This is a genomic window from Lentzea sp. NPDC060358 (assembly GCF_042725365.1).
Lineage (GTDB): Bacteria > Actinomycetota > Actinomycetes > Mycobacteriales > Pseudonocardiaceae > Lentzea.
Map to the genome: position 1 here is coordinate 1 of NZ_JBHXCW010000222.1, position 12,327 is coordinate 12,327.

The 12,327-nt window shown below is 71.4% G+C and carries 9 protein-coding genes; 2 read left to right on the forward strand and 7 right to left on the reverse strand.

All coding sequences use genetic code 11. The features are described from left to right. Nucleotides 1-2 precede the first annotated feature (2 nt). Both ACFWGZ_RS32850 and ACFWGZ_RS32855 read right to left on the reverse strand, forming a co-directional pair. Nucleotides 3-605, reverse strand: coding sequence for a transglycosylase family protein (locus ACFWGZ_RS32850; RefSeq protein WP_382455474.1), 603 nt, complete (start codon nucleotides 603-605; stop codon nucleotides 3-5). 258 nt (nucleotides 606-863) lie between these two features. Further along, nucleotides 864-2,675, reverse strand: coding sequence for a multicopper oxidase family protein (locus ACFWGZ_RS32855; RefSeq protein ID WP_382455475.1), 1,812 nt, complete (start codon nucleotides 2,673-2,675; stop codon nucleotides 864-866). A 124-nt stretch (nucleotides 2,676-2,799) separates the two neighbouring features. On the opposite strand from ACFWGZ_RS32855, the gene ACFWGZ_RS32860 reads away from it, so the two are divergent. Then, complete coding sequence (locus ACFWGZ_RS32860; protein WP_382455476.1) at nucleotides 2,800-3,837, forward strand: medium chain dehydrogenase/reductase family protein; 1,038 nt, start codon at nucleotides 2,800-2,802, stop codon at nucleotides 3,835-3,837. A 3-nt stretch (nucleotides 3,838-3,840) separates the two neighbouring features. Here ACFWGZ_RS32860 and ACFWGZ_RS32865 read toward each other — a convergent pair whose 3' ends face one another. The 5 genes from ACFWGZ_RS32865 to ACFWGZ_RS32885 form a co-directional block, all read right to left on the reverse strand. Further along, entirely contained in the window at nucleotides 3,841-5,235 is a 1,395-nt protein-coding gene (locus ACFWGZ_RS32865; RefSeq protein ID WP_382455477.1) for a radical SAM protein, read from the reverse strand. Next, nucleotides 5,235-7,745, reverse strand: a complete 2,511-nt coding sequence (locus ACFWGZ_RS32870) for a glycosyltransferase (protein ID WP_382455478.1) — start codon at nucleotides 7,743-7,745, stop codon at nucleotides 5,235-5,237. The genes ACFWGZ_RS32865 and ACFWGZ_RS32870 overlap by 1 nt, the downstream gene beginning before the upstream one ends. Nucleotides 7,746-7,838: 93 nt before the next feature. Continuing rightward, nucleotides 7,839-8,711 carry a CPBP family intramembrane glutamic endopeptidase gene (locus ACFWGZ_RS32875; protein ID WP_382455479.1) on the reverse strand — a complete coding sequence of 291 codons (873 nt, stop codon included), beginning with the start codon at nucleotides 8,709-8,711 and terminating at the stop codon, nucleotides 7,839-7,841. Between the two features lie 120 nt (nucleotides 8,712-8,831). After that, complete coding sequence (locus tag ACFWGZ_RS32880; RefSeq protein ID WP_382455480.1) at nucleotides 8,832-10,043, reverse strand: GDSL-type esterase/lipase family protein; 1,212 nt, start codon at nucleotides 10,041-10,043, stop codon at nucleotides 8,832-8,834. Between the two features lie 34 nt (nucleotides 10,044-10,077). Continuing rightward, nucleotides 10,078-11,535, reverse strand: a complete 1,458-nt coding sequence (locus ACFWGZ_RS32885; RefSeq protein ID WP_382455481.1) for an IucA/IucC family protein — start codon at nucleotides 11,533-11,535, stop codon at nucleotides 10,078-10,080. Here ACFWGZ_RS32885 and ACFWGZ_RS32890 point away from each other — a divergent pair. Continuing rightward, nucleotides 11,522-12,327 (forward strand): IucA/IucC family protein (locus tag ACFWGZ_RS32890; protein ID WP_382455482.1); only part of this gene is annotated, 806 nt, incomplete at its 3' end. The genes ACFWGZ_RS32885 and ACFWGZ_RS32890 overlap by 14 nt on opposite strands.

Here is a 12,327-nt window from a genome sequence, read left to right on the forward strand (position 1 = left end):
CGTCACTTCGTGGCGATCCTGTCCCCGGGCTTGATCAGGTCCGGGTTGGTCAGGAACTTCGCGTTCTTCGCCACCAGCGCCTGCCACCCGCCCTCGATCTTGAGCTCCTCGGCGATCCTGCTGAGGGTGTCGCCCGACTTGATCTCGTAGTCGCCGTCCGGGTTGCTCGTGGACGGCGCGCGCATCGGCACGACCGGCGCCACCGGAAGTGCGCGCGAGACGGCCTTGCCCGCCGTCGGGACGTGCCGCTGGCGGACCGGCTGGGCGGCGGGTGCACCGCCCCGGCGGCCGCACGACGGCCAGGCACCGATGCCCTGGGTGCGCAGCACGTTCTCCGCGACGCGGATCTGCTCTTCGCGGGATGCCTGGTCCGCGCGGCCGGCGCCGCCGTTGGCCCGCCAGGTGGACGGGCTGAACTGCAGGCCGCCGTAGTAGCCGTTGCCGGTGTTGGTGGACCAGTTGCCGCCGGCCTCGCATTGCGCGATCCGGTCCCAGTCGACCGACGGCGCGGCGGAGGCGATCGCACCACCCGCCGCGAAGACCGCGGCCGTGGAGACGGCGATGAACAGGGCGCGGGTGGTGGCGTTGCCACGGAGATGGCGCATTGTCCTTTTCGGGCCCCGTCACGCTCCCGCCTGCAGCAGCGCCTGTCCGACGGGGACTTGTTCCGTGTCCCGGGTCAGGGCCTGCCGCTGGACAGGTGAGCGGACGGCGAGCCCTGGTGGTGCGGCGGCCTCGCGGCCACTGGGCAGGACCGTAAGAAGCCCGCGCCGACTCCGCACGGCCGGACGCGGGCAGGATCACTCGATCGGTGCGGATCGCCGCGTGGACGTTTCACGAACGCGGCGAACGGGTTGACAGGATCACTCCGGTGAGCCTTCGTGGGCGTAAGGCGTGCTCACGCCGTCGTAGGCCAGGTGCATCACCATCCCGTTGGCGCCGTGCTGGAAGTTGTGGCAGTGGTCCATCCAGATACCGGGGTTGTCGGCCGTGAACTCGACCTCGAACACCTGCCCCGGTGCCACGTTGAGCGTGTCGGTCCACCACGGGCTCCCCGTCGCCGGCGTGCCGTTGCGGGACAGCACGCGGACGCGGTGGCCGTGCAGGTGCATGGGGTGGTTGATCATGCTCCGGTTGATGATGCGGATCTTGACGCGGTCGCCCTCGCTCACCTGCAGGGTGGGCACCGCCGGGTAGAGACGGCCGTTGATCAGGCTGCTGACGTACCCGATCCGCCCCTGGCTGAAGCCGAACCCGTCGTCAAGGCGGAGGTCGTAGGTCCGGTTGTGCGCAAGGGTTTCCGCCGTGCCGGTGCCGTAGGCGAGCGGGTCGAACACCGTGCCGTTCTCCAGCATGGCCGGGTCGGCGCTGCCGTCCGGGCTGAACGCCGTCGCGGCGGAGTCGTCGAGCGACACCGTGACCGGGCCGCCGGGCATCGTGAACGCCACGTCGAAGCGGCCGCCCGCGGCGAGCTGGAGGTCGGTGCCGGCGCCCAGCGCGGCGCCGCCGCCGACCGGGTTGCCGTCGATGGCGGCCACGGTGAACCCGGTACCCGCCAGCCGGACCACCTGCGGGTCCTGGGAGCTGTTCACCAGGCGCAGCAACACTTTCCGCCCTGCCGGTACGGCTTCGCGGACCGGCTTGTCCGCCGTGCCGAACGCCGCCGCGGCGGCACCGGGCCAGATGTGGGTGAACAGCGTGCGTTCCACGCCGTCGAACTTCTCGCCGTCCTCGACGACCAGCGACCCGAACAGGCCGCGTTCGACGTTCTGCAGCGCGTCACGATGCGTGTGGTACCAGAAGGATCCGGCGCGGTTCGGGACGAACCGGTAGACGTGCTGCTCGCCGGGCCGCACGGCTTCCTGCGTCACGCCGGGCACGCCGTCCTCGGCGTTGGGCACGTCCACGCCGTGCCAGTGGATCGTCACGCCCTCGCCGACGTCCTTGTTCAGCAACGTGACCTCGACCAGCTGTCCCTTCCGCACCCGGATCTCCGGGCCGGGCGAGACGCCGTTGAACGTGACCCCGTCCACGGTCAGCCCGGACGCCAGCCGGATCTGCCCCTCGGCCGCGGTCATCGTCAGCCGCACGTCGGGTTCGCGGTCGCGCGGGCCGGTGAGCTGGTCGACGCCGACGCCGCCGTGGTGGTGGTCGTGGCCGGCGGCCTGCGCGGTGTTGGCGCGGTGGTTCACGACCAGCACGAGGGCGAGGACGACGACCAGCCCGGCACCGAGCCAGGGCAGCCGGGCCGTCCGGGTGCCGGACTCCCGCCACCGGCCCAGGCCCAGCGAGAGCCCCGCCGCCAGCAGGAGCACGAGCACCGAGCTGCCGAGCACCGCGACCGCGTCCTGCGGGCCGAACGGCACGAACAGCCACCAGCCCGACAGCACCACCCCGGCGGCGGCGACGTGGACGGTCACGGGGGTGCGCGCCAGCAGGGCGAGCAGGACCGGCAGGACGGCGAGCGGCAGCTGCACCAGCAGCCGCGCCTCGACGAGGACCAGGCCGCCGGGCGCCATCAGGCCGATGACGACCAGCCGCAGGGCCACGAGCACGGCGGTGACGCGCAGCCAGCGCCGCAGCAGCGGACTGGAGGCGCGCACCCCGGCGATCGACGCCGCGATCATCGCGAGCAGCGCCAGGAGCATGTCTGTTTGGACGAGCGGACCGAACATGCGGCGATCGTGTCCGCGGCACCCGCGCGCTCGCGTCGGCAACCGTCGCCTAGATCCTGCCGAGACGGAACTACGCATCTTCTGCCGATGCGTCCGGGCAGCACGATCACGCAGGCTTCCCGGCATGTCCAGTGCAGTGACCCAGCGCGCCACCGAAGTCGTCCTGCCCGGAGTCGTCGCCCCCGACGGCCTCCAGGTGCGGACGCGCGACCTCCTCGCCCCTGCCGCCGGGCAGGTGCTCCTGCGCATGGAGGCGACCGGTGTCTCGTTCGCCGAGCAGCAGATGCGGCTCGGCCGGTACTACGACCAGCCGCCGTTCCCGTTCGTGCCCGGCTACGACCTGGTCGGCACGGTGATCGCCACCGGACCGCGGGTCGACCCGACGATGACCGGCCGCCGGTTCGCCGCCGTCACCAAGACCGGTGGCTGGGCGAGCCACGTCCTGCTCGCCGCCGACGACCTCGTGCCCGTGCCGGCCGGCGTGTCCCCGTCCGCCGCGGAGACGGTGCTGGTCAACGGCGTGACGGCGTGGCAGATGCTGCACCGGCGGGCGGAGGTGGAGGCCGGGGACACGGTCGTCGTGCTCGGCGCCAACGGCGGGGTCGGTTCCACGCTCGTCCAGCTGGCCCGCCACGCCGGTGCCACCGTGATCGGCACCGCGGCCGAGCGCCACCACGACAGGCTGCGGGCGTTGGGCGTGCTCCCCGTCGACTACCACGACCCCGAGCACTACGCCCGCATCCGCGAGCTCGCCCCGGACGGCGTGGACGCGGTGTTCGACCACGTCGGCGGTCCCGGCGTGCAGAAGTCGTGGCAGCTGCTGCGCAAGGGCGGGACGCTGGTCTCCTACGGCACCGCCGCCGCCAAGGACGACACGGGCGGCTCGCAGGTGCCGTTGCTCAAGCTGCTGGCCCAGCTCAAGCTCTGGCACGCGCTGCCCAACCACCGCAGCGCGTACTTCTACAGCTTCTGGTCCGGCGTGCGGAACAAGGCGAAGTTCCAGCGCGCGCTCGCCGACGACCTCACCCGCGTGCTCGGCCTGCTCGAGGACGGCGTGATCGTGCCGCAGATCGCGGCGGAGATCCCGCTGGCCGACGCCTCCTCGGCCCTGAAGCTCGCCGAGTCGCGCACGGTCGCGGGCAAGGTCGTCATCGTGCCGTGAGCCTCACAGCTCCGTGTTGATGATGGCCTCCACCAGGACCTCGCCGTCGCCGGTCAGCGCGACCCCGCCGGCGTCGACGGTGACCAGGCCGCGGTCGGCCAGCGAGGCGAACTTCTCCCGCCACGGGCTGTCGTGCAGCGACCTGCCGTAGAGCGACTGGTGCAGGTCGTCGCGGACCGGCTGCAACGTCGACAGGGCCATCTTGACCGCCCTGGCCTCCTGGGCGTCGGCGTCGAACCCGGTGGCGGAGCCCAGTGGCACGCGGCCCGCCTCGACGGCCTGGGCGTAGTGCTTCCAGTTCACGTCGGTGATCGCCTCGGAGCGGCGGCAGCTCGAGCTGCCGCCGAGGCCGATCGCGACCTCCGCCTCCTGCTTGTCCTGGTCCACCATGATGGACTTCCACTTCTCCGGCCCCAGGCCGTCGCGGGCGAAGTACATCGTGGGGTGCTCGGTGTAGCCGGCGGCGCGCAGCCCGTCGGTGAGGATCTCGCGCATCCGGTACTGCTCCTGCAGGCCCGGCCAGAAGTGCCCGTCCCGCACGAGCCGCTCGCGGTACTCGGGCAGCTGCCACGGCGCGGGCTTCTCCCCCGCCACGCCCGTCCTGGTCTCGGCGTAGGACTTCAGATGAAGCTTGGTGCACACGACCGCGGTGATCTCGTTCTCCAGCACCACGTCGAGGTCGCGCCGGACGCTGTCGACGGTCTGGTCCAGCAGGCCGTACATCAGGTCGATGCTGACCCAGTCGAACCCGGCGTCCTGGGCGTTGCGCACGAAGTCGACGCACATCTGCGAGGTGTGCTCACGGCCGCACTCGCGCAGCACGGGGTCGTCGAACGACTGCACGCCGCTGGAGAGCTTGGTGCAGTCCAGTTCCCGCAGCAGCGCGAGCTTCGCCGGGGTGAACGTGCTCGGGTCGCCCTCGAACCGGATCGTGGTGTCCTCGGTGAACCCGAAGTTCTCCCGGTAGAAGTCGAGCAGCCGCCGGATCTGGTCCGCCGGCAGCAACGACGGCGTGCCGCCGAAGACGTTGAACTCGCCGATGGGCGCGTCGGCGAGTTCCGGCACCCGGTCGAGCCACAGCCGCGCCTCGCGGATGTTCCAGTCCACCCACTGCGTCAGCTTCTCCTCGGCCCGGCCGCCCTTGACGAGCACGACCGGGTACTGGCAGAAGCGGCACTTGTAGGCGCACGTGGGGATGTAGGACCACAGGTGGATCGGCGCGGTGCCGACGAGCTGGTCGCTCAGGTCGTCGAGGAAGTCGTCCACGCCGTAGCCGGGCACGTTGCCGGGGAAGACGTGCGCGCCGAACGGGTCCTCGGTGACGTAGTCGAGCAGGTGCGCGTTGGCGGGGTCCTGGAGCGCGGGCCACACCCTGGGCTCCGTCAGAACACGGTTCATCAGAACACGCCTCCATTGCCGAAGTAGTTGTGCGCCTCCCCGGACTCGCGGTCCTCGCAGTAGTACTTCACGAACTCGGCGAACCGCTCGGGCGGCACGTCGGCGAAGCACTCGGGCAGCGGCGGCGGGTGGCCGATGTCCTCGCCGGCGGTGGCGCGCAGCCGGGCGAAGATCTCGTCGCGGAACTCCAGGTACAGCCGGTAGGACGGCGTCTTGTAGGAGTGGATCGGGAGGAAGTCGGTGACGCTCATCTCGGCCTTGATCTCCGCGATGCGCTCCCCCAGCCGGTGTGCGAGGTCCGCGCCGAAGAACTCGACCACCGCGTCGTCGTCCAGGAAGGACGGTGTGAGCAGCACCGGCAGGACGGTGTTCTTGGGCGTGAAGTCCTTGATGGAGAACTCCCACGCCTGCAGGGCTTCCGCCTCGGTGAGGTCGGCCGTCCTCGCGGGCGACTCGGGCCGGATGTCGCGCATGACGATGATGCCGTCGTTGCCGTAGGCGCGTCCCGTGATCACCTCGTCGAGGGCGTGGTTGACCCGGCGGGGGTTGATCTCGACCTTCGACTTCGGCGCGTAGGCGATGTCGTAGCCGGAGCCGCGGACCTTGATGCCGAAGTCCCAGTCGTCGGACAGGTGGTTGACGAACTTCCCGTTCTGCAGCTGGTAGAAGATCTCGATGCCGCCGACCCGTTCGTAGGCTTCGCGTTCGACCGCGAAGCCCTTGCCGTCCGGGAAGCCGCCGAACAACGAGAACGTGACCGCGCGGCAGCGCAACGTGCGCTGGATCGCGTCCCAGAGCCGCGGCCTGCCGGTGAAGTGCTCGGCGTTGTAGTAGTAGTCGCACACGCCGATCGCGGCCTTGTCCTCCTCCATCACCGCGAACAGCTCGGTGAGCCACCGGCGGTCGACCGTGCAGTCGGCGTCGGCGGAGACCAGGTAGAAGCGCTCTCCGGGGTCCTTGCGGTCGCGGCTGCGCCGGGCGGCGAACTCCATGCCGGTCCGGCGCGCGCACGCGACGCCCTGCTCGCGTTCGCTGATCACGTGGACCGCGACGTTCGAGCGTTCGGCGAACGCACGGGCCTTCGCCACCGTGTCGTCGGTGGAGTTGTTGTCCACCAGCACGATCTCGTACATGTCGTGGTCGATGTCGGCCTGGTCGTGCAGCGACCGCAGCACGTCGTCGATGTTCGCGGCCTCGTCGAACACCGGCAGCACCACGCTGAGCCGCACGCGCTCGCCCATCGGCGGCGGGAACAGCGTGCTCACCAGCTCCTCGGCGGCCGCCCGGTTGTCCGTGCCGAGCCGTTGGTTGTGCGCCACCACTTGCGCCCGCCTCTCCGCGTTCGTCATCAGTTCCCGGACCCGCGCGGCGAACTCCGGCGTCGGCAGGTCGTGCTCCAGGATGTCGAGGACCGGCGCCTCGAAGCCCGCGTACACCGTGTCGTACAGGGCGTATCGGCTCGCGGCGTACGGCACGCCCGCCGCGACGGCCTCGCCGATCGGGTTGCCGTAGCTCTCGTAGTCGTACGACGTCAGGAACGACACGACGTCGGCGTGGCCCAGCAGGTCGCGCACCGAGAACTCGTCACCGGCCGACTCGCACGGCGCGAGCACGCCGCCGAACACGACCGGTACCCGGAGCTCGTCGGCGAGGGCGCGCAGCCGTGCGGTCTCCGCCGGGTCCTCCCCGGTGTCCCCCGCGACGAACAGCCAGGTGCCCGGGAGCAGGGCCAGCAGGTGCAGGTCCCGGTCGAGGCGCTTCTGCGGGATGATCCTGGTGGACCTGGCGAGCAGCCGCGCGTGCTCCGGGATGCCGAAGTGCGCGCGGAAGTCCGGCCGCGCGGGCCGGACCGGCGGGGCGAAGGTGTTGGGCAGGACGTCGAGGTTGCGCAGGTGCGGCATCCACTCGAGCGTGCGGCGCTTCGCCTCCTCGTGCAGGGCGAAGTAGTGGATGTGCGGCGAGTTCACCATCGGAGGCGTTGCGGGGTACGGGAAACTGCCGTACTTGTCCGGTTCGCTCTGCCACATCAGGTCGTGGTCGCGCCACAGGACGTACCGGCCCAGCCGGTGCGTCGCGCCGTAGACCTCGATCGCCCGGTACAACGCCTTCGTGTAGACGACGTTCTCCGGCAGCGTCCCGTTCTCGACCATCACGAGCGTGACGCCGCGGTCCTCCCAGGTCCGCACGATCGCGGCCGCCAGGTCGGCGACGACGCGATCGGCGTGCACGACCCGGTCCTGCCGCACGGCTTCCAGGGTGGACGCCACGAACTCCCGGTCGTACCCGGCGATGTCCGCGACACCGTCCACGCGGTCCAGGGTGATCCAGCCGGGAACGCGTTCGTGCCGGTAGGGCTGGAAGAACCGGCCCTTGTCGGCCTTGATGTCGTAGCCCAGGTCGAGGTGGACCTCGACACCCCGGCCGGCGAACGACTGCGCGATCTTGATGAACTCCACCACCACGCCGGACATGGCCGTGGCGTCGAACGAGACACCCCAAAGGACGGGCACAGGCCGCTCCGCTCCGAGTGGCTTACTCTCCTCCGAACGTAGCACGGAAGCGCTCTCCCGCACGGTTGCGTCTCAATCGGCTCAAAAGTCCACTTAGGACTTTCGGGGGCGGATCCGCGCGGTGCGCGCGGCCTGGCGCAGCATCAGCGCGGTGGCGACCGAGCAGACCAGCAACGCGACCAGGCTGGCCTCGGGACCGAAACTCCCGCCGGTGAGCACCGCCGGACCGTCGAGGGCGAGGTGCAGCAACCCGTTCGGCACGTCGTCCGAGCCGGACACCGCGATGCCGAAGAGGCCGGCGTGGGTGAGGTTCCAGGCGAAGTGCAGGCCGATCGGGAACCAGAGCGACCTGGTCAGGACGTACGCGGCGGCGAGCATCGCGCCACCGGTGAGGCCGATCGACAGCGCACCCCACAGCGTGGCGTTCACGTTGACGAGGTGCGTCAGGCCGAACAGCAGCGACGAGACGACGAGCGCGATCACCGTGCCGGCGCGCTCCTCCAGGATGCGGAACAGCACCCCGCGGAACAGGACCTCCTCCATCGTCGCGACGCTGGCCATCATGCCCACGAGTCCCAGCGCGCCGGGGAACGAGCCGTACGACAGCCCGTCCCACCCGCCGAACATGCCGATGACCAGCAGCAACGCGCCGAACAGCCCGAACCCGAGCAGCGCACCCCTGCCCAGCCCCGCCCACCGGCCCCGCGGCGCGACCTCGAGCACGGTGTCGCGCACCTCGACGTACCGGGACAACGCGCGGTAGCAGACCACCCCGGCCGCGGCCAGCCCCAGGCCGACCGGCAGCGCGAGCAGCGGCAGCGGTGCGACGAGCGTGTCGATCCCGACGACCGCCAGCATCACGGCGAACAGCGTCGCGAACAGGACCGGGAACCGGAACCGGCGCAGCCTCCGCCTGCTCTCGGGCAGTTCGGCGGCGGACCGGTCCGGGCGTGCGCTCTGCTCCATGGCTCCGACTTCCTGGCTGTCTGCGGGGAACTTCCGACCCCGCAGACGCTAGGGATCTTTTCGGCCCGAAGAATCCCGCTGGAGCGGACATCCGGGAGTAGCTCGCACGGGGGACACGAGCTAGCGGAACGCCTTCAGGTCGATGTAGTCGCCGATCGCCCGCTGGCCCGCGATGTTGGCGTGGACGCCGTCACCGGTGTCGTAGGCCGGGAGGATCGCGGTGGGCTTGACCGGGTCGGACAGCACCTGGTCGAAGTCCGTCAGGGACGTGCACGTGCCGGAGCAGTCGCTGCCCCGCTTCACGAACGAGTTGACGGCGTGCCGGTCGATGTTGTTCTGGTCGCTGTAGCCCGGCCGTGGCGTGATCGGCGTGACGTGGACCTTCACCCCGGCGGCCTTGAGGCGGGCGAAGACCGTGCGGTAGCTGGCGATGATGTCCGCGGCCGAGCAGCCGTTGGCCAGGTCGTTCGTGCCGTAGTAGTAGATGACGTCGGTGACGCCGTGCAGGGCGAGGACATCGCGTTCCAGCCGGGCGGCGGCGTCGAGATCCTTGAGGCCGGGCGAGTTCCCGGGGCAGAGCGCGCTGGTGGTGCCGCTGATCCCGGCGTTCGCGACGGCCAGCTGGACCGGCGACTCGGCGGCGATCCGGCGGGCCAGCACGTCGGTCCAGCGCTTGTCGGCACCGAGCTCGGTGCAGCCGGGACCGCAGTTCGTGCTGCCCACACCGTCCACGACCGAGCTGCCGAACGGGACGATCGTGCCCTTCAGCCGCGGGTTGAAGACGTCCACGGCGGTGACGACGTAGGTGGACTGGATCTTCTGGGTGTAGGCGTCCGCCGGCGCCGCGGTCTGGTCGCCGGAGCCGGGTGCGGTCAGGTAGTTCTCCCGGAACGCGCCGTCGTGGCGGCCGGGCACCGCCTCCCCCGCCACGTGCATGCTGACGGCGAGGTCGGCGCCCGCGCTCGTGGTCAGCGGGACCTGGTCGCTCCACGTCGACGCGCCGGGCTGCAGGGTCACGGCGCGCCGGCCGCCGAAGGTGAGGTCGCGGACGTCCGAGACCGCCGCGTCGCCCCTGCTCAGCGCGACGGTGGTGTGGTCGAGGGTCAGCGGCTGCGTGCCGAACGTGTTCTGGACGCGGACCCGGACGGCGCTGCCGCCCTGGCTCAGGTGGGTGATCATGCGCATCGACTGGTCGCGCACGGCAGGACCGAGGTTCTGCTGCGACTGGGCCCAGGAGGTGAACCAGGCGGGTCTGCCGGCTTCGGCCGCCGGGGTGAGCAGAGCCGCCACGACGAGGACCGTGGGTGTCAGGGTGCGCCAGCGATTCGTCATGTCCCAGCACGCTATTGGCGCCCGGAAAACGCCGTCAACGAAGTGCGCGGTTCCTGTCCAGTGGGTTCGGAAAGTCGACATACCGGCTCGCGGCGCCCTCCGCGCGCGTCCAGCGCAGCAGCAGGTTGGCCTTCGCGGGCACGAACGGGCTCTCCAGCAACGACGTCAGCAGCTCCTGCTCGCCGTGGTCCCGGGCGTAGGCGAGGAAGACCTCGCGCGCCTCGGCCCACACGTCCAGCCCGGGGTGCCGGTCGAGCACCGCTCCCGCGATCTCGACGAGGTGGTTCACGACGAGGCAGTACTGCAGGCGCTCCCAGCCCTTGGCCTCCGACACTCCCCTGGAACCACCCGGACCGTCCACTGAGGACAGCAGGTCGGCGTGGCGCGGCAGCAGCCGCATGCCCTCGGGGTCGCGGAAGATCGCCTGGACGGGCGTGCCGGCACCGTCCACTCCCACCACCACGTTCTGCAGGTGGCACTCCATCACCACGCCGTGCGCGAAGAACGCGTGCAGCACCGGGGGGACGACGACCTCGACGTACCGCCGGAACCACCGCAGCGCCCGCGCGGAATCCAGGCCGTCCAACGGGTTCCCGTCGAAGCCCTCGCTGATCCCCGCCGCCAGCACCGGGGTCGCGCCGGGCGCGGTGTGCTGCCGGATGCCGTCCCGCACCACGACCGCGAGCCCCTCGAAGTGCCCGGGCGAGGTCCGGTAGCCGCGGTCGAGGAGGAACGCCGTGCCGGGGTACGCGGCCGCGACGTCCGCGAACACGGGTCTCAGCAGGCGGGCGAGCGGCGGGATCCACCGCAGGTCGTGCGCCCACAGCCGGCGCACGTCGTTGGTGATCCGCACGTCCAGGCTGAACTTGTAGAACAGGTCGGCCGCCGGGTCGTAGACCGTGCGCACCGACGACGTCGGCCACACCTCGTGGCCGCTCGGGGCGCCTTCGACGCCGAGCAGCGCGAGCTGCCACGGGTGCGCCGGCAGCACGCCCTCCGGCAGCGGCACCTCGCCGTCGTCGACGAACTCGCCTTCCAGGCGTGCCAGCGAGAACCGCGCGTGCACCTCGGGCGCGTACGGCAGCCACCGGGCCGCGGGAACGCCGCCGCGGCCCTTCGGCGCGGGGTGGTAGCGGTGCCCGGCGACCAGCGCCTGCTCGGACCGCTGGTAGAGGTCGGCCGGCGGGGCGGGCCGGGCGGCCAGCACGGCCGCGATGGCGGACCGCGACCCCGCGACCTCGTCGAGGAACCCCGCGGGCGGGTCGCCGAGCTCGTCGCCGACGAGCGCCGCCAGCTCGTGCCACGGCACCGGCCGCCACGTCCCGGCGAACACCTCGGGGTCCGACGGCCAGCGCCCCTCCCGCACCCGCAGCACCACGCCAGTGCGGGGCAGCCGGAGCGTTCCCGCCGGTCCCGGTTCCGCCACCTCGCGGCGCAGGCAGTTCAGCAGGGCGGTCGTGGTGATGCCGTCCGGCTCAGTGATCGCTTCCACCGGTGTCCGCTTCCCCGAGACGATGTGCCAGGATCTGATCATTCTCGCGCACACGCCGATCGAAGCCGACTTCCTCGCCGCACTGGACGACGATCGTGCTGAGAGATTTCTCGCAGCACTGCCGGGGGCTCGCGCGGCCGTTCTCGCACGCCTGCGCCGGGCGTTCGCGATCGAGCCGTTGCCGCAGGTCAGCGTCGACCCGGACGCGTTCACGCACCCTGTCGACCTGCTCGAGGCGCTGCACTGGCCCCGTGCGCGCAACCTCGTCTCCGAGGTGGCCCACAGCGTCGCCGGACTGGCGTTGTCGCGCACCGCGGCACCCCTCACGACGCCCTTCGCGGAACGGTCGCTCGAAGAGCACGAGCAGAGCGTCGTCGACGGCCACCCGCTGCACCCGTGCTGCCGCAACCGCACCGGTTTCACCGCCCTGGACCACCTCGCGTACGGGCCCGAGCACCGCCCGGTGGTCGGGCTGCGCCTGCACCCCGCGCGCGACCACGTGGTGTTCGGCGACTGGCCCGCCGAGCTGACCGACGGCGACCGGATCCTGCTGCCCGTGCACCCCTGGCAGGCGGATCGCCTGGGCGTGCCGGACGCGGGGACCCTGGACGCCAGCCCGCTCATGGCGCTGCGGACGCTGTCGGTCGGCGACTGGCACGTCAAGACGGCGCTGAGCGCCCAGATCACCTCGGCCGTGCGGGACATCTCGGCCGGGTCGATCACCACGGCCACCGCGGTGTCCGACTTCCTCGCCGGGATCGTCGAGGGCGTCGAGCTCCAGCCCAACCGGGC

Coding starts and splice junctions, on each gene's coding strand:
- ACFWGZ_RS32850 (WP_382455474.1), bottom strand. CDS start 605: ATGCGCCATCTCCGTGGCAACGCCACCACCCGCGCCCTGTTCATCGCC.
- ACFWGZ_RS32855 (WP_382455475.1), bottom strand. CDS start 2,675: ATGTTCGGTCCGCTCGTCCAAACAGACATGCTCCTGGCGCTGCTCGCG.
- ACFWGZ_RS32860 (WP_382455476.1), top strand. CDS start 2,800: ATGTCCAGTGCAGTGACCCAGCGCGCCACCGAAGTCGTCCTGCCCGGA.
- ACFWGZ_RS32865 (WP_382455477.1), bottom strand. CDS start 5,235: ATGAACCGTGTTCTGACGGAGCCCAGGGTGTGGCCCGCGCTCCAGGAC.
- ACFWGZ_RS32875 (WP_382455479.1), bottom strand. CDS start 8,711: ATGGAGCAGAGCGCACGCCCGGACCGGTCCGCCGCCGAACTGCCCGAG.
- ACFWGZ_RS32880 (WP_382455480.1), bottom strand. CDS start 10,043: ATGACGAATCGCTGGCGCACCCTGACACCCACGGTCCTCGTCGTGGCG.